16 protein-coding genes are annotated in these 16,139 nt (G+C 71.7%); 8 read left to right on the forward strand and 8 right to left on the reverse strand.

Annotation, left to right across the window (positions count from 1 at the left end; all coding sequences use genetic code 11):
• The 5 genes from AB0D10_RS18550 to AB0D10_RS18570 form a co-directional block, all read left to right on the forward strand.
• Positions 1-618: HAD-IC family P-type ATPase (locus AB0D10_RS18550; protein ID WP_360257314.1), on the forward strand; the 618-nt coding region annotated here is incomplete at its 5' end.
• Between the two features lie 13 nt (positions 619-631).
• A complete protein-coding gene (gene kdpC, locus AB0D10_RS18555; RefSeq protein WP_360257317.1) occupies positions 632-1,249 on the forward strand; it encodes a potassium-transporting ATPase subunit KdpC in 618 nt (205 codons plus the stop codon).
• Between the two features lie 167 nt (positions 1,250-1,416).
• Positions 1,417-3,975, forward strand: a complete 2,559-nt coding sequence (locus AB0D10_RS18560; protein ID WP_360257319.1) for a sensor histidine kinase KdpD — start codon at positions 1,417-1,419, stop codon at positions 3,973-3,975.
• Complete coding sequence (locus AB0D10_RS18565; protein WP_360257321.1) at positions 3,972-4,646, forward strand: response regulator transcription factor; 675 nt, start codon at positions 3,972-3,974, stop codon at positions 4,644-4,646. The genes AB0D10_RS18560 and AB0D10_RS18565 overlap by 4 nt, the downstream gene beginning before the upstream one ends.
• 66 nt (positions 4,647-4,712) lie before the next feature.
• A complete protein-coding gene (locus AB0D10_RS18570; RefSeq protein ID WP_360257323.1) occupies positions 4,713-4,937 on the forward strand; it encodes a hypothetical protein in 225 nt (74 codons plus the stop codon).
• Positions 4,938-4,985: 48 nt separating this feature from the next.
• On the opposite strand, the gene AB0D10_RS18575 is transcribed toward AB0D10_RS18570, so the two are convergent.
• The 4 genes from AB0D10_RS18575 to AB0D10_RS18590 form a co-directional block, all read right to left on the reverse strand.
• Positions 4,986-5,228: a hypothetical protein gene (locus AB0D10_RS18575; RefSeq protein ID WP_360257325.1), complete on the reverse strand. Its 243-nt coding sequence runs from the start codon at positions 5,226-5,228 to the stop codon at positions 4,986-4,988.
• Between the two features lie 194 nt (positions 5,229-5,422).
• Positions 5,423-6,046 carry a hypothetical protein gene (locus AB0D10_RS18580; RefSeq protein ID WP_360257327.1) on the reverse strand — a complete coding sequence of 208 codons (624 nt, stop codon included), beginning with the start codon at positions 6,044-6,046 and terminating at the stop codon, positions 5,423-5,425.
• Positions 6,047-6,300: 254 nt separating this feature from the next.
• The gene (locus tag AB0D10_RS18585; RefSeq protein ID WP_360257329.1) at positions 6,301-7,476 is read right to left on the reverse strand and encodes a hypothetical protein; all 1,176 of its coding nucleotides are present in this window, start codon (positions 7,474-7,476) and stop codon (positions 6,301-6,303) included.
• 546 nt (positions 7,477-8,022) lie between these two features.
• The gene (locus AB0D10_RS18590) at positions 8,023-8,844 is read right to left on the reverse strand and encodes an SDR family NAD(P)-dependent oxidoreductase (protein ID WP_360257331.1); all 822 of its coding nucleotides are present in this window, start codon (positions 8,842-8,844) and stop codon (positions 8,023-8,025) included.
• 907 nt (positions 8,845-9,751) lie between these two features.
• Here AB0D10_RS18590 and AB0D10_RS18595 point away from each other — a divergent pair.
• Complete coding sequence (locus AB0D10_RS18595) at positions 9,752-10,204, forward strand: GNAT family N-acetyltransferase (RefSeq protein ID WP_360257333.1); 453 nt, start codon at positions 9,752-9,754, stop codon at positions 10,202-10,204.
• 167 nt (positions 10,205-10,371) lie between these two features.
• Positions 10,372-11,160 carry a DUF6585 family protein gene (locus AB0D10_RS18600; RefSeq protein ID WP_360257335.1) on the forward strand — a complete coding sequence of 263 codons (789 nt, stop codon included), beginning with the start codon at positions 10,372-10,374 and terminating at the stop codon, positions 11,158-11,160.
• Positions 11,161-11,652: 492 nt separating this feature from the next.
• Here the strand turns inward: AB0D10_RS18600 and AB0D10_RS18605 are convergent, their stop codons facing one another.
• The gene (locus AB0D10_RS18605) at positions 11,653-12,423 is read right to left on the reverse strand and encodes a class I SAM-dependent methyltransferase (RefSeq protein WP_360257337.1); all 771 of its coding nucleotides are present in this window, start codon (positions 12,421-12,423) and stop codon (positions 11,653-11,655) included.
• A 7-nt stretch (positions 12,424-12,430) separates the two neighbouring features.
• Positions 12,431-12,970, reverse strand: a complete 540-nt coding sequence (locus tag AB0D10_RS18610; protein WP_360257338.1) for a hypothetical protein — start codon at positions 12,968-12,970, stop codon at positions 12,431-12,433.
• 105 nt (positions 12,971-13,075) lie between these two features.
• Here AB0D10_RS18610 and AB0D10_RS18615 point away from each other — a divergent pair, with 105 nt between their 5' ends.
• On the forward strand, positions 13,076-13,873 hold the full coding sequence (locus AB0D10_RS18615) for a class I SAM-dependent methyltransferase (protein WP_360257341.1): 798 nt from the start codon (positions 13,076-13,078) through the stop codon (positions 13,871-13,873).
• Between the two features lie 154 nt (positions 13,874-14,027).
• On the opposite strand, the gene AB0D10_RS18620 is transcribed toward AB0D10_RS18615, so the two are convergent.
• Entirely contained in the window at positions 14,028-15,257 is a 1,230-nt protein-coding gene (locus tag AB0D10_RS18620; protein WP_360257343.1) for a glycosyltransferase, read from the reverse strand.
• Positions 15,254-16,051 (reverse strand): MerR family transcriptional regulator, encoded by a 798-nt coding sequence (locus AB0D10_RS18625; protein WP_360257345.1) that lies wholly within the window; start codon positions 16,049-16,051, stop codon positions 15,254-15,256. Before AB0D10_RS18625 ends, AB0D10_RS18620 begins: the two co-directional genes overlap by 4 nt.
• Between the last annotated feature and the right edge of the window lie 88 nt (positions 16,052-16,139).

Consider the following 16,139-nt stretch of genomic DNA (forward strand, 5'->3'; position numbering starts at 1 on the left):
AAGGCGATCGCGGAGGAGGCCGGCGTCGACGACTTCCTCGCCGAGGCCACCCCCGAGGACAAGATGGCCCTGATCAAGAAGGAGCAGGAGGGCGGGAAGCTGGTCGCGATGACCGGCGACGGCACCAACGACGCCCCCGCGCTCGCCCAGGCCGACGTCGGCGTCGCGATGAACACCGGGACCATGGCGGCCAAGGAGGCCGGCAACATGGTCGACCTGGACTCCAACCCGACCAAGCTGATCGAGATCGTGGAGATCGGCAAGCAGCTGCTGATCACCCGTGGCGCGCTGACCACGTTCTCGATCTCGAACGACGTGGCCAAGTACTTCGCGATCATCCCCGCGATGTTCGCCGGGGTCTACCCGGGCCTGAAGCACCTGAACATCATGGGCCTGCACAGCCCCCAGTCCGCGATCACCTCGGCGATCATCTTCAACGCCCTGGTCATCATCGGCCTGATCCCGCTCGCCCTGCGCGGCGTCAAGTACCGGCCCTCCGACGCGAGTTCGCTGCTGGCCCGCAACATCGGGGTCTACGGCGTCGGCGGTCTGGTGGTGCCGTTCGTCGGCATCAAGCTGATCGACCTGATCGTCCAGTTCATCCCCGGTCTGAGCTGAGAGAACGAGAACCATGCCCACCATCGTGCGCACCCACCTCACCGCGCTGCGGGCGCTGCTGGTGATGACCGTCCTGTGCGGCATCGCCTATCCGCTGCTGATCACCGGCATCAGCCAGGCCGTGTTCAGCGACAAGGCCAACGGCTCGATCGTGAAGTCCGACGGCAAGGCGGTCGGGTCCAGCCTGCTCGGCCAGAACTACAACCTGCCGAAGAAAAACCCGGACGACCCGAAGGAGGAGGCTCAGCCGGACCCGAAGTGGTTCCAGCCCCGGCCGTCCGCCAACAACTACGCCGGCGACAACTCGGGCGCCAGCAACCTCGGCCCGAACAGCGACGACCTGCTGAAGGCCGTCAACGACCGCCGCGCCGCCGTCGCCGCCTTCGACGGCGTCGACCCGGCGAGCGTCCCGGCCGACGCGCTGACCGCCTCCGCCTCCGGCCTCGACCCGCACATCTCCGTGGCCTACGCCAAGGAGCAGGTCAACCGGGTCGCCAAGGAACGCAACCTGCCGGCCGACACGCTGAACCAGCTCATCGACAAGTACACCGAGGGCCGCTCGCTCGGCTTCCTCGGCCAGGAGGGCGTCAACGTCGTCCTGCTCAACAAGGCCGTGAGCGAGACGAAGTGATCGCCGCGGCGACCTGAGGATCCAGACCGGCCCGAGCGCGCAGGACCACCTGCGTGCCCGGGTCGGTCACCCGCGTTGCGCGCCGTCCCAGCGGACCACACTCCACGGTCCGCCTTTCCCGGACACCCCTTCGTACCGGCCGCCCTTCGTCAGAAAGCGCAGCACCCATGTCCCCTGACCTCATTCCCGGCACCGTTCATCGCCGCGGACGGCTGCGGGTCTACCTCGGATCGGCCCCCGGCGTCGGCAAGACGTACCGGATGCTGGACGAGGCCCACCGCCGGCGGGATCGCGGCGCGGACGTGGTCGTCGGCTTCATCGAGACCCACGGGCGCAAGCACACCGCAGGGATGCTCGACGGACTTGACATCGTCCCCCGCGTCCACCGCTCCTACCGCGACGCCGAGTTCGAGGAGATGGACCTCGACGCCGTGCTGGCCCGCCGCCCCTCCGTCGTCCTGGTCGACGAACTCGCCCACACCAACATCCCCGGCGGCCGCAACGCCAAGCGCTGGCAGGACATCGAGGAACTGCTCGCCGCCGGCATCGACGTCATCACCACCGTCAACATCCAGCACCTGGAATCACTCAACGACGTCGTCCGGAAGATCACCGGTATCCCGCAGCGCGAGACCGTCCCGGACGAGGTCGTCCGCCGGGCCGACCAGATCGAACTCGTCGACATGGCCCCGCAGGCGCTGCGCCGCCGCATGGCCCACGGCAACGTCTACAAGGCCGAGAAGGTCGACGCGGCCCTGTCCAACTACTTCCGGGTCGGCAACCTCACCGCCCTGCGCGAACTCGCCCTGCTCTGGGTCGCCGGACGGGTCGACGAAGGACTGCGCGACTACCGCGCGACTCACAACATCGACCGGGTCTGGGAGACCCGCGAACGCGTCGTGGTCGCCCTCACCGGCGGCCCCGAAGGCGAAACGATCATCCGCCGCGCCGCCCGGATCGCCGACCGCACCGCCGGCGGCGAACTGCTCGCCGTCCACATCACCCGCAGCGACGGCCTCGCCGGCGCCTCGCCCGGCGCGCTCGCCCAACAGCGGCAGTTGGTGGAGGACCTGGGCGGCAGCTACCACGTGGTCGTCGGCGACGACGTGCCCACCGCGCTACTGGCCTTCGCCCGCGCTCACAACGCCACCCAGCTGGTGCTCGGGACCAGCCGCCGCGGCCGGATCAACCGTTTCCTCACCGGCCCCGGAAACGGCCAGACGACCATCGACGCGTCCGAGGACATCGACGTCCACATGGTCACCCACGAGTTCACCGGCCGCGGCCGACTGCCATCGCTCGGCCGCCGCCACTCCAAGCGCCGCACCATCGCCGGCTTCGCCGCCGGCCTGGTGGTGCCCGCGCTGCTGACAGCCGTACTGTCCCAGTTCCATCACTCGGTCAACCTCACGACGGACGCGCTGATCTTCCAACTCGGCGTCGTGGCCGTCGCCTTGCTCGGCGGCGCGACCTCGGCACTGCTGGCCTCGCTGGTGGCGTCGCTGCTGCTCAACTACTTCTTCATCCCGCCCGTCCACACCTTCACCATCGACGAGACCAACAACTTCATCGCCCTGGTGGTGTTCGCGGTCGTCGCGCTCATCGTCTCCACCGTCGTCGACCACGCCGCCAGGCTCACCACCCGGGCCGCCCGCGCTACCGCCGAGGCCGAGACCCTCTCCACCCTGGCCGGCAGCGTGCTGCGCGGCGCCGACGCCCTGCCCGCCCTGCTGGACAAGACCCGCACCGCCTTCGGCCTGGACTCCGTCGCCCTGCTGGATCGCGACGGCGGCACCATCGCCCGATGGGGGTCCCCCCGGACGGAGTCTGGGGGAGACTCCGACGGCGACCCGGCCGCGGACCGTACGGTCACCGAACTGCCGGCCGGACCGGACGCGCTGCTGATCCTGGCCGGCCGCCGGCTGTCCGCCGCCGACCAGCGCGTGCTGACCGCCTTCACCGCACACATCGCCGCCGCGCTGGAACGCGACCGCCTCGCCACCGCCGCCGCCGAGGTCGAACCGATCAAGGCCGCCGACAAGATGCGCACCGCCCTGCTCGCCGCCGTCAGCCACGACCTGCGCACCCCGCTCGCCGCCGCCCTCGCCGCCGTCGGCTCGCTGCTCAGCGCGGACGTGGAGTTCGCCCCCGCCGACCGCGACGAACTGCTCACCATGGCCAACGAGTCACTGCTCAAGCTCACCGCACTGGTCGACAACCTCCTCGACATGAGCCGCCTCCAGGCCGGCGCCCTCACCCTCCACCTGGAGGCCGCCCAGCTCGACGAAGTACTGCCCCGAGCCATGGACTCCCTCGCCGACCCGGACGCCGCCGTCCAGCCCCTCGACCTGGACACCGCCCCGCCGGTGCTCGCCGACCCGCCCCTGCTGGAACGCGTCCTGGCCAACCTCATCGCCAACGCACTGCGGCACAACGCCCCCGGCGCGCCCGTCCTGGTCACCGCCAGCCACCACGCCGACCAGGTCGAGATCCGTGTCGTCGACCGCGGCCCCGGCATCGCCCCCGAGGACCGCGACCGGGTCTTCCTGCCCTTCCAACGCCTCGGCGACACCGACAACACCACCGGCGTCGGCCTCGGCCTCGCCCTCTCCCGCGGCCTCGCCGAAGCCATGGGCGGCACCCTGGAGGTCGAGGACACCCCCGGCGGCGGCACCACCATGCTGCTCACCCTGCCCGCAGCCACACAGGTCGAGGAGGAGCAGTGAGCCGAATTCTCCTGGTCGACGACGATCCCCTGCTGCTGCGGACCCTGCAGCTCAACCTCCGCGCCCGCCAGTACGCGGTCCTCACCGCGAGCAGCGGCCGGGAGGCCCTCGACGTGGCCGAGAACGAAACGCCCGACGCCGTCCTCCTCGACCTCGGCCTGCCCGACCTCGACGGCATCGACGTCCTCCGCAGCCTGCGCGCCCACCTCGACGCGCCGATCATCGTCCTGTCCGGCCGCACCGACCCCGAGGAGACGATCCGCGCCCTCGACTCCGGCGCCGACGACTACGTCACCAAACCGTTCGACCCCAACGAGCTGTTCGCCCGCCTGCGGGCCGCCCTGCGAAGACCGCTCCACCTCGTACGCGAACAGAACCCCAGGATCGGCGAGTACGAGATCGACACGGACACCACCACCGCCGCCGGACCGGACGGGCCCGTCCGGCTCACCCCCATCGAGTGGAAGATCCTCACACTCCTGCTGGCCAACCCGGGCCACCTGGTGTCCGGCCGACAGATCCTGCAAGAAGTCTGGGGCCCCACCGCCGAGAAGCAGCGCCACTACCTGCGCGTCTATGTTGCGGGCCTGCGCCGCAAGCTCGAACCCGACCCCGCTCACCCCCGCCACCTCATCACCGAGGCCGGCATGGGCTACCGCTACGAGCCCTGACCAGCCCACGGGGATACCGGGTCCGGAGGCAGTGGGCCGAACACGAACGGCCCATCGGGCAGGTCGATGGTGATCCTCTGGCTGGAGGCCGCCGACGACCTCGGCAACCAGTACACCGACTACGGCGGTGCCCACGGGCTGAGCGCCGACGGTCTGCGGACGGACGGTTCCACCCCCGGGCAGCCGGCGATCGATGCGAAGACCGGCCCGCTCACCGTGCGCCTGGTCTTCCTCCAGGGGCAGACGGAATCCGACTGCGAGTTCTCGTTGGCGCGGCCGGACCGGACCTGAAGCCCGGTCCACCGCCGATCGCCTCAGTCCCCGCCCGGGGCAGGCGCTCTACTCGCCGTGGTCCGCCGACGGCGGGAAGCGGAACATCTGCCGGCGCAGCCATCCGTCCGGCAGGGCGGCCCTGCCGAACATGATCAGACCGATCCCGAGCGAGAATCCGGCGGGATAGACGCAGACCGTGGACAGCCATCCGATCCGGCGCTCGTCGGCGATGCCGCCCACGACGGCAGAGGCCACGAACAGCACGGTGCAGACCGCACTGATCAGCCCGTACACCCACCGCGGGCGCATAGTGGTCCTCCGATCGTCCGGTCATCCGCTGGCCGCAGGCCCATGCGACGCACTGCATACGCAACTGCGCACTGCGATCAGCACTGTAGGTCACTCACGCCGCTCCCGGACGCGGAAACGACCCGGGCTTCCCTGGACGGCCATGGAGCCCGGCCTCGGGCCACGGCCCCGCTCTGCGGCTTCCCACGGCCCGGTCAGGCGAACTCGCGCAGGCGCGGCCGCACGCCCAGCACGGTCAGGGCGAGCGCCACCGCCAGGGCGTCCGCCGAGGGCCGGCCAGCCGCGGCGTGGGCCTGCTCCTCCAGCAGCTGGGCGCGGGCCACCAGGGCTTTGTAGCGGCCGAGTTCACCGATGACGGTCTGCACGGCCCGCTGCCCGGCCGCATCGCCCGCCACCGCTTCCGTGACGCGCTGCAGGTCGGTGTCGGCCCGGGTGCGCCGCTGTTCGTAGGTGTCCAGGGTCTCCTTGCGCAGCGCGGCGTAGTCCGGATCGGCGCCGAACAGCAGCAGGTTCGCGGCCTGGGCGTCCATGTCGTTGAGCGCGAAGTACAGGTCCGCCGAACGCACCACCTGCGGGGCGGCCTCGTGACCGATGACGTCCGTTCGCTCCCGGGCCCCGCCCGGAACGGCACCGGTCGCCGTGCCCGCGGAACGCAGCGCCACCAGGCAGAGGCCGGTGAGCCCGCGCACCAGGCGCGGGGTGTTCCACCACGCCCGGCTGCGCCAGGAGTCTCCGAGCCTGTTCCGGGGGGCGCGCGGCACGGGGAGCGGTACGGCCGTCTCCTGTCGCGCCGTCTCCGACGCGAGCGTTGTCCCCATGACAGCCGTACCGCTCGACGTTCCCGTTGGCATCGCCGCGCGCCCCCTCCCCTGTTTCTCACTGGCCGCCGAACCTGTCCCGGAGGAACCCGCCGGGGGTCGGGGTTCGGCAAACGGTTCGCCGCCAGGCCCCACGCCCGGGCAGCGAACCGTTTCCTCGCAGCTCACGCTAGATGCGGTCGAACATCCGTCCGTCGCTCCTGACGCGTCCTTGATGCCTTCGACGACCGTCTTGACGCAGCATTGGCGGTGCCTCAGCGGGTGATCGGCCACTGCTGCTCGGCGGACCCGTCGCAGGTCCACACGCCGAGCGTCTTCCGGTCCGCGTGGTAGGTCAGGCAGTCCTGGTCGCTGATCCTGATCCGGTACGCGTCACCCGTGATGCTGAGGACCTCCCACCTCTGCTCCGAGCTTCCCTTCCAGCCGTTGACGTCGGCGAAGTAGGTGTTGGTGTTCTCGGTGAGCTCCGGGCCGAGGCCGTTGGTGATCCGGTAGCGGCCGCCACCGGCATCCTTGAACGTCCAGCGGGAGCCGGCGCCGCCGAGCTTGTCGGCGATCACCGTCGAGCCCGGGGCGTCGTCGGTGGCGACGGCGCCGAGGCCGTTGACCGTCCGCAGGTACACCGGGGTGTCCTGCGGCGGGCGGCCCGAGCCGGACGGCCTGCCTGGCTTGGCAGGCCCGCCGGGCTTGCCGGGGTGGGCAGGCTTGCCTGGCTGTATCGGCACGCCCGGCGTGGCGGGCTCCCCGCCCCTGGGGACAGCGGGAACGGTGGGCACGAACGGCGAGGCGATCTGGCCAGGCTGGGCCGGCGTGCCGGACGGGACGGCACTGGTAAGCGTCCGCCGGAAGTTCACTACGGCATCGGTGTGGTTGTACCGCTGGCCGGGGCGGCTGGTGCCCGGCGGATAGGCCCAGTTGTGCTCGCGGCTGGTCCGGTCGAACAGGCCGTAGAACGCCCAGTTCCCCCAGCCGCCGTCGAATCCGTTGGCGAACATGCCGCCACCGTGGAAGATCCAGATCCGGTAGGTCTGGTCCTCCCGCGAGGTCTGGTGGCGGTAGGTGACGTCGTACGTGAAGTCGACATCCTCCAGGTGCTCCTCGTAGTTGTGGACGTACCACGGATCCCCGAAGGCGTTGTTGCCCCTGATGTCGAAGATCATCACGTTGTAGTAGCCGTTCGTCTGCTTCACCAGCAGGTCGAGCAGCCCTTTGACGAAGTCCTCGCGCGCCTTCCGCTTGGCCTCACCGCTCTGTTGCGCCTGCTGGATGCACCACACCAGGGCGGTGGAACCCGGCGTCACCACGTTCGCGGCGTTGCAGTTCTCCTTGCCCGGGTCGTAACTCCCGTCGGCCGCCGCCGGCCCGGCCAGACCCGCGACGGCCAGGGTGCTGAGGCCCGCGGCCACCGCCGCCAACCTGATCCTCGACAACTCGTGCTCTCCTTCGCATTCGGACCCGAACGGATCCGATCGGAAAGCACGATGACAGTGCAGAAGGTCGATTCCGAGATTCCGCAGGTAATCCTGACGCGATCCATGCGAGAGGTGTCAAGAGGGCGCGAATTCTGTTGAACGCCTTTGCGCAGAAGGGCCGTTGATACTCACAGGAGCCTTGGGCCGAAAGAGATGAGCCCCGACACGGAACGTGAGTTTCGGCGTTCCGGATTTCAGCCGGGTCAGGGCCGGAACCGGCAGCCGGCCCCGGGTTCCGCCAGCAGGTGGCGCGGACGGCCCGTGTCGGTTCGAGCTTCCGCGACCGGACATGCCACAACCCCTGAGGCCCACCGTCCGCACACCCGGACGACGGGCCTCAGGGGCCGAGGGAGTGCACCCGGTGCCGGCGGCACACGGCACCGGGTGGGCCAGCGGGTTACTGCCCGGGCTTGCGGCCGTGGTTCGCCTTCTTCTTCCGGCGGGCCTTCTTCTTGCGGGCGCGCTTGGACATCGCGGGTCCTCCGGTCTCTCGGGTCGTACGGTTCAGGCGGCCCGGCCGACCAGCTGGTCGGCCAGCTTGGCCAGGCGCTTGAGCGAGCGTTCCTCCTGAGCGGCCTGCGCGGTGGGCGCGATGGTGCCGCCGTCGAAGTAAGCGCCGTTGGTGACGACCGTCTCCGGCAGGCAAAGCCGGACGACCTCGGCCGCACCGTCGGCGGCCGGCGCGCCGACCCGCCCGTACAGCGGCAGCAGCGCGGTGTCGCACAGGCCGGGGTTGACGCTGACGGCGGTGATCCCGGAGCCGGTCGGGGCCATGTCGGCGGTCGCCATGGTGAGGGCGAGCTGCGACTGTGCGTACGCGGCGACCCGCGAGTACTTCTTCACCCGGTGCGGATCCGACCAGTTCATCGAGGCGGTCCGGTGCAGGGACGAGGACACGTTGACGATCCGGGCGTCGCCGGCCGCCGAGAGCGGGGCGCGCAGCAGTTTCGCCAGCAGGTGCGCGGCGAGGAAGTTGACCTGCAGCGAGACCTCGTTGCCGTCGTCGGTGAGGGTGCAGCGCTCGGGCGCCATCGCGGCGGCGTTGTTCACCAGCAGGTCGAGGGCCGGGTAGTGCTTGACGACCGTGCCGGCGAGCACCGCGACCTCGGACAGCCTCGTGAAGTCGGCTGCCAGCTCGACGAGTCGGTCCCGTCGGACACCCGCGTCGACCAGCCGCTCGACGGCCGCCTCGGTCTCGGCGGTGGTGCGGGCGTGCACCAGCACGGTCGCGCCGTGCCCGGCGAGCAGCCGGGCGGTCTCCCAGCCGATCCCGGAGGAGGCGCCGGTGACGAGGGCGGTGCGGGCGGACAGAACAGCGTCGGACATGACCCATCCAAGGGTGGAAAGGCACCGGCGGGGTGCGAAGGCGGCGTGGCACGAAGCCGTGCGCCTCCGGGGCCGCCGGTGCGAAAGGGGTGTGGTGCGAGGAACGAACGCGCGCCCGTCCCCGGGCCCTCGGAGCCGGTTGGAGCCGAGGGACGGGCGGCGGTGATCAGCACGGGACCGGTGGAAGCCACCGGATCCGTGCCCACGGCCGGCGCCGAGCGGGGTAGCGGCTCGGTCCTACCGGACGGCGGTGGCGACCGCGACAGCGACGATCCGCGGCCGGCTATGCGGCGGGCGGTCGTGGTGGCGTGTCGAGCGGTGCATGTCCCCCATCAAAGCCCTCCCCGCCGCCCCGGGGCAAGCCGGTTCACTCTCCCTGACGAACCCCTGACGCCCCGCCGACGACTCCTTGACGACGCAGGCGCATCCCGTCCTGCCGGAGGTGTCAACCACACCAGCGCTGCGAGCAGTTGCGGACCATCCCCTCGCGACATCGCCAAGGATTCGTCAGAAGGCGCCCCACCACCGCCAGGCTTCCGTCAACGGGGCGACGCCAGGCGGTCGCGGTACGCCGTACTGGAGGGATGCTCGTCAACACCCTCCCCGCCACCGACTGGTTCTCCCCCGAACGGCCCGGCGCACGCGTCCTACCCGCCCACGTCACCCGGAGCGCCCACGGCGGCTGGTGGGCGGACGACCCGGAGGCGGCCCGGGCACTGCTGGTGCACTGCGGACCCGAACGGCTGCTGCACGGGGATCCGGACCACCTGGACCGGATGTCCTGGCCCGCTTCGGGAGAGGCCAGTTCCACGCCCCGGACCGGTTCCTGCCGCTGCTGGGACGCACCTTCACCCACCTCACCCCGTGGGTGCGCGTGCTGCACGTCCACACGGAACGGCCCCGACCGGTGCCGCGCAACACGGCCGCGTGGGTCCGCCCGCTGAACGCCGGTGATGAGGCCGCGCTCGACCGGCTCGCCCGACGAGCCACCTCCCCGGGACAGCGCCCGGACGACCCGCACTGGGCCGCCGCGACCTGGGGCGGCCATCGCGCGCTCGCGAGCAGCGGCTTCGCCTGGGGCGCGTTCCTCGGGCCCTACCTCGCCTCCCTCGCCTGCGGCTACCTCGTCGGACGCGACCACCTCGACATCGCCGTGGCCACGGACCCGGCCTTCCGCCGGCTCGACCTCGCGCTCGCCTGCGTCCACGCCGCGACCACCGCCGCCCACGCACAGGGTTTGACCGCGACCTGGTCGGCCCCCGGGAGCAACCACGCCAGCCGCGCGCTGGCCGCAGCGGCTGGCTTCCGGCCGGTTCACCAGGAGGTGGTGTACTGGGCGGGCCCGGCCCTCCCCCGCTGACAGCAGTGCTCGAAAGGGTGCCAGGAAGGCGTCGGAGCCGTGCCCGACGCCGTCGAGCCCGCATCAACGACCGCCTTCGACCACCTACGCCGTGGTCAACTCGGACCGTGTCCACCCCCTAATTCAGCGCGGAACAAGTGCTCGCCCGATCAAAGCCGGAGGTTCAGATGGACCACACCACCGGGCCTGATGACGGCCCGCTGCCGAATCAAGTCGTCGAGGCGGCCGCGCAGCGACAACTGGGCAGCCACCGTGCGACCTACGTTCCGATTCCGCCCTCACCAGCCGCCCATCGGTCGGACCGCATCGTCCTGTCCGTCTCCTTCGCCCTCCTGGTGTCCGCCGGCATCGCCCTCGCCCCCACGTCCCCGGCCCTCGGCGTCTTCTGCATCGCGCCGATCACGGTCCTCGTGGTCTCCCGGGTCGTACGCGAGAATCGCATCAGGAGAACCCGGAAGGACGCCGGCCTCCATTTGTACGAGCACGGCCTGGTCGTCGCCGCAGGGGGGAGGCTGCGGGCGCTGCGCTGGGACGCCATGACGGTGCACCAGAACATCGGCCGCTACCACACCTTCGGCCGGAGCACTCGCATCAAGCACGCCTACACGCTGCGTGATGGCGACGGCCGGGAGGTGACCGTCCGCGAAGGGTTCCCGAACGCCGAGGAGTGGGGCCCGCGGATCCAGCAGGCCGTGGCCGACGCACAGCTGACGGACGCGATCACCGCGCTCCGGGCAGGAAAGACGCTGCCGTTCGGCTGCTTCCGGCTGAGCCGTAACGGCATCGATGCGGGCGGCAGGCGAGTCACCTGGTCCCAGGTGAAGGGTGTCGGCACGAGGCAGGGACTCGTCAGCGTCGAGGTCGCCGGCAGGCGCGCGGGGCTGTCCGGCGACCCGGTTCGGATGTTCCCGAACCTGCGGCTCTTCACCTCGCTGGTCGAGCAGCTGCGTTCGTGACCGGCGAGCGTGATCGGCCACGACCGAACTGTTCCTGGATCGGTCGACCCCGTGCTGGGCCTTCGTCCGCCTGCGGAGCCGCCAGGCCCCTCGCAGGATACGAGGGGCGGTCACTGCCGTCAGGCGCTTCACTGTGGCCGCAACATATGCCTGATGAGCCATCAGGCGCGGTCAGCAGAAGGTCAGCATAGGTACGAGCAAACCCTGTCCAACGAGCACAGACGTGAGACTCGACCACTCGCGGAGCCCCCACTCGACGAGGAGCCCCCTGACTGGAGGCCCATGAGCCCTCTCGTGCCGACTGGAGTCGGCCGCTCGGCACCTGTCGAAGAGCTCTAAACGCACGACTGCACGAGGCATCCGTCCAGTTCAGAGCGATATCGGGCCGTCTCCTGGATCAAACGGTGCTCTCAGCAGGGACGGCCAGCCGGACCTTCCGGGCTTTCCTCAACCCTTCCATATCTGTACGGTGCGGACACCGGATCGGTCGATCTACTTGCGCGCCTCGATCAGGAAACGCGCCGAGTGAGCGACGAACGGCCCCTCGGAGCGGATCCGGGCGTCCAGTTCGCGCAGCCGGTCGAGGTGGCCGGCCACGGTGAAACCGGGCACCATCCAGATCACCTTGCGCAGGAAGTACACCACCGCGCCGATGTCGCGGAACTCCATCCTCAGCCGCTCGGACCGCAGGTCCACCACCTCCAGTCCGGCAGCCCGCGCCTCCTCGCTCTCGACCTCGGGCCGGCGGCCCTCGCGCGCCTCCGGCTGCGGCCCGAGGAAGTACTCGACCAGCTCGAAGACGGACGCCGGACCCACGTGCTGGGCGAAGTAGCTGCCGCCGGGCCGCAGCACCCGGGCGATCTCCGCCCACCAGGCCCGCACCGGGTGCCGGCTGCTGACCAGGTCGAAGGCCCCGTCGGCGAAGGGCAGCGGAGGTTCGTCCTGATCCGCGACCACCAGCGCGCCCAGCGGGTGCAGCAGCCGGGTGGCCCGGGCGAGGTTCGGCGGCCAGGACTCGGTCGCCGCGAGGACGGCCGGGATCCGGCCCTGCGGCCCGGCGAGCCGCAGGGCCCCGGCCAGCACCTCGCCACCGCCGGTCTGGATGTCCAGGGCCGCCGACGCCTCACCCAGGCGTCCGGACAGCAGCCGCTGGTAGCCCCAGGACGGGCGTTCCTCGGTGGCCCGGCCGTCCAGCCAGGAGAAGTCCCAGCCGTCCACGGACACGGTCCCGGCCTCGGCGATCAGCTCTTCGAAGGTGCGCATGCCCGCATCATCCCGGTGGCGGTGCCGTCCGGCCACCGGATTCCTGACCGCGCGAGTGGCCGGCAGGGTCCGTGTGGCACGAGCCGGGCGGACGGCCGTCGGGCTGCTGGCCGGGCCGACGGCCGTCGGACTTCTGGCCGGGCGGACGGCCGTCAGGCTCCGCGCCGCGTCCGTAGCGCAGGACCAGCCCGACCCGTACCTCCAGACTCCCGGCGGCGATCAGCCCGGACACCGGCTCCGCGCCACCGCCGTCCGCCTCGAAGGCGACCAGCACACCCGGTGGTTCGCCGCACTGCCGCTCGACGAGCCGGCGTTCCTCGGGCGCGGGAGCGCGGAACACCGGGTCCTGGAAGCCTGCCGGGCAGCGCACGTAGAGCGGATCGGCGAAGACCAGCTCCAGCCCGTGGTGGTAGGAGAGGTCGTACCCGGCGGCCAGGCGCAACTCGCCCGGGCGCCAGGAGAAGACGTCCCAGTCCCACCAGGAGCCCTCGGGCAGCACCACCGGCTGCTCCACCGGGCCGGCCGACCGGTCCTGCCCGGCTTCCATCCGTTCCTCCTGCTCGGCCCGTCCCCGCCCGCCCCCGGGTGATCCCGGCGCCCGGCGCCTGCGAAAACCGCTGCACCGCGCCGACGGCCCCGCGAGGATGGTGCCATGACCACATCCCCCGTCGCCCGCTTGTACGACGACTTCGCGCCCGGCTACCACCTCCTCTACGCCGACTGGGACGCCTCCGTCATCCGTCAGGGCACCGCGTTGGACGCCCTGGTCCGCGACCGGCTCGGGGACCGCGCCGCCGAGGTCCTGGACTGCGCCTGCGGCATCGGCACCCAGGCGATCGGTCTCGCCGGCCGCGGGCACCGGGTCACCGGGACGGACCTCAGCCCGGTGGCCGCCGGCCGCGCCGCCGCGGAGGCCGTCCGGCGCGGGCTGGAACTCCCCACCGCCGCCGCCGACATGCGGCACCTCCCCTTCCCCGACGGCAGCTTCGACGTCGTGGTCTGCGCGGACAACGCGTTGCCCCACCTGCTCACCCCGGAGGACGTCCTGGCCGCGCTCGGTGAGATGCGCCGCGTCCTGCGCCCCGGTGGCCTGCTGCTGCTCACCACCCGCCCGTACGACGAGCTGCGCCGCGGCCGGCCGTCCTCCACCGCGCCGCAGACCGCCGAGCGGGAGGGACAGCGGTCCGTCGTCTTCCAGCTCTGGCAGTGGCACGAGGACGGCGAGCGGTACGACCTGGAGCTGTTCCAGTTGCTGTCCGACCACGCCGGACAGTGGCGTGTCGACGTCCACCGGTCCACCTACTGGGCCCTCACCCAAGCGCAGTCGAGTGCCTTCGCCACGGCGGCGGGCTTCATCGGGGCGGAATGGAAGGCACCCGCCGATACCGGGTTCTTCCAGCCCGTCCTGATCGCCCGTACGCCCGAACGCCCGGATGCCTTGACGGCCTGACGGCCTGACGGCCATGCGCCCATGCGCCCTGCTCGTACTCCGCCCCGACCTTCGGTCCCCAGCGTTGCCACTCACGCTCTCCGGCGCCATCACCTCCCTCGTGCCGTCGCCTCCGTCGCGCACCGATTCCTCCCCGCCGCCGCAGGGCAGCGACCTACCGGCCACCTCCCAACGCCGCCACCGCCTCCGCAACCCGCGCCGCACCGTCCTCCTCAGCCATCGCGCGCGCCGCCGCCCGTGCCCGCGTGCGCAGGGACCGGTCCTCCACCGCCTGCCGAACGGCCTCCGCCAGCCGGGCAGTGGTGAGATCGGCGAAGCGGAGCGGAGCGGTGGCGGCACCGATCCGGGCGAGCCGGTCGGCCCAGAAGGGCTGGTCCGCCATCACCGGGACCGGAACGCTCGGGACTCCGGCCCGGAGCGTCGCGGCCGCCGTACCGGCTCCGGCATGGTGCACGACAGCCGCCAGGTGCGGGAAGAGGTGGGCGTGCGACACCTCGCCGATGCTCAGCACGTCACTCCCCTCTCCGACCGTCCCCGCCCGACCCGCCTGCAGCACGCCCCGCAGTCCCGCCTGCCGCAGCGCCTCCACGGCAAGGACACCGAGCCGCGCGCCCTGCCCCTCCGCCATGCTGCCGAACCCGATGAACACCGGCGGCGGCCCGGCCCGCAGGAAGTCCTCGACCTCGGCCGGGAGCCGGTAGTCCGCCGCGACGTACGGCCACCAGTTGCCGACCACCCGCAGTCCCTCCCGCCAGTCCTCCGGTCGTGGCACGAGGGCGCGACTGAATCCGTGCAACACCGGCCAGCCCGCCCGCTCCACCGCTCGCCGACGCGCGCCCTGGGAGACCGCCGGAAAGCCCAGCCGGGACCGCAGCCGGCGCGCGGCCGCGGTGTGCAGGCGGTCGACGACCTGCTGGCCGAGCGCCCCCGCGGCACGGTTGCCCCAGCTCCCCAGCGAGCGACCGCCCCCGACGACCGGCGGGAACTCCCGGGTCGGCAGGGTGGGTTGGAGGTAGACCCCGAGACACGGCAGGTCCATTGCCTCGGCGAGGTGCCAGCCCAACGGAGCGGTGGTGACGCTCAGCAGCAGCACGTCGGCACCGGGCGCGGCGGCGTCGGCGAGCCCGTCACCGAGTCGGTCGATGAACTCGGCCGCCCGCGTGAGCAGTTCGGAGCGGCCGCCGCGCGAACCGGCGGGCGCGGACGTCCCGCGAGGGTCGACCGGGAGCGACCGGAACTCCAGGCCACTGCCGGCCGCCAGTTCGCGGAACGCCTCCGGCGCGACGAGCGCGACGTGGTGCCCCTCGCCGCGCAGCCGCGCCCCGAGTCCGGTGTAGGGCGCGACGTCACCGTGGGAACCGGCGGTCATCAGGAGGATCCTCATCGGGTCGCCTCCCGGTCGCCCGTGCCGTGCCGCTCGGCGTTGCGGCCGATGGCGGTGCGGAGGTACCCGGGCAGCTCCGGGCGCTGCTCGGCTGCCGGTACGACGAGCGCGAAGGCACGGGCGTCCGCCTCGTAGTCGTCGGCGATCCGGCAGTGCATCTCGGGCGGGCAGGGCGTGAACCACCGGGTGATGTGCTGCCGGTGCTCCTCGGCGAGGTCCAGCACAGCCTCGTGGTCCGCCGGTAGACCCTCGTCGAAGGCCGCCAGCAGCCGGCCGCGCCAGGCGGCGGCCTCCGCCATCAACTGCCGCCAGTCCTCCTTCGAGTGGGCGGCGGCGCGGGCCAGGGCTTCCTGGTGGCTCTCCCGCTCGCCCCACTTGAGGTGGGCGTCAGCGGCGTAGCTGAGGTCGAAGACGACGTCGCCGAAGACCTCGAAGCGCTCCTCCGGGCCGAGTTCGAGCCCCGTGCGCTGGACCTCGATGGCCCGCTCGGCGACGTCGACGAGCTTCTGCAGCCGGGCGATCTGCTCGGTGAGGGCCTGCCGTCGGGCCAGCAGGTGGTCCAGGGCGTTGGCCTGCGGGTCGGCCAGGATCTCGGCGATCTCGTCGAGCGGGAACCCGAGCTCCCGGTAGAAGAGGATCTGCTGCAGCCTGGCGAGGTCCGCGCCGTTGTAGAGCCGGTAGCCGGCCGGACTGCGTTCGCTGGGCGACAGCAGCCCGGACCGGTCGTAGTGGTGCAGGGTCCGGATGGTGACCCCGGCGAATCCCGAGACCTGTCCCACCGACCAGCAGCTCATGAGTCCCTCCCGTGTGTCCGTGTGTCCGTGTGTCCGGCCGTCCGCTGTGCTCACCGTGCGACCTGACGTGGGGTGAGGGTCAACACGC

The organism is Kitasatospora sp. NPDC048545 (genome assembly GCF_040651155.1).
In the GTDB taxonomy this organism is placed as follows: domain Bacteria; phylum Actinomycetota; class Actinomycetes; order Streptomycetales; family Streptomycetaceae; genus Kitasatospora.

What these genes read in the sequence shown, in the direction of transcription:
- kdpC (WP_360257317.1), top strand. Translation starts at nt 632, where the DNA reads ATGCCCACCATCGTGCGCACCCACCTCACCGCGCTGCGGGCGCTGCTG.
- AB0D10_RS18560 (WP_360257319.1), top strand. Translation starts at nt 1,417, where the DNA reads ATGTCCCCTGACCTCATTCCCGGCACCGTTCATCGCCGCGGACGGCTG.
- AB0D10_RS18570 (WP_360257323.1), top strand. Translation starts at nt 4,713, where the DNA reads ATGGTGATCCTCTGGCTGGAGGCCGCCGACGACCTCGGCAACCAGTAC.
- AB0D10_RS18575 (WP_360257325.1), bottom strand. Translation starts at nt 5,228, where the DNA reads ATGCGCCCGCGGTGGGTGTACGGGCTGATCAGTGCGGTCTGCACCGTG.
- AB0D10_RS18580 (WP_360257327.1), bottom strand. Translation starts at nt 6,046, where the DNA reads ATGGGGACAACGCTCGCGTCGGAGACGGCGCGACAGGAGACGGCCGTA.
- AB0D10_RS18590 (WP_360257331.1), bottom strand. Translation starts at nt 8,844, where the DNA reads ATGTCCGACGCTGTTCTGTCCGCCCGCACCGCCCTCGTCACCGGCGCC.
- AB0D10_RS18600 (WP_360257335.1), top strand. Translation starts at nt 10,372, where the DNA reads ATGGACCACACCACCGGGCCTGATGACGGCCCGCTGCCGAATCAAGTC.
- AB0D10_RS18605 (WP_360257337.1), bottom strand. Translation starts at nt 12,423, where the DNA reads ATGCGCACCTTCGAAGAGCTGATCGCCGAGGCCGGGACCGTGTCCGTG.
- AB0D10_RS18610 (WP_360257338.1), bottom strand. Translation starts at nt 12,970, where the DNA reads ATGGAAGCCGGGCAGGACCGGTCGGCCGGCCCGGTGGAGCAGCCGGTG.
- AB0D10_RS18615 (WP_360257341.1), top strand. Translation starts at nt 13,076, where the DNA reads ATGACCACATCCCCCGTCGCCCGCTTGTACGACGACTTCGCGCCCGGC.
- AB0D10_RS18620 (WP_360257343.1), bottom strand. Translation starts at nt 15,257, where the DNA reads ATGAGGATCCTCCTGATGACCGCCGGTTCCCACGGTGACGTCGCGCCC.
- AB0D10_RS18625 (WP_360257345.1), bottom strand. Translation starts at nt 16,051, where the DNA reads ATGAGCTGCTGGTCGGTGGGACAGGTCTCGGGATTCGCCGGGGTCACC.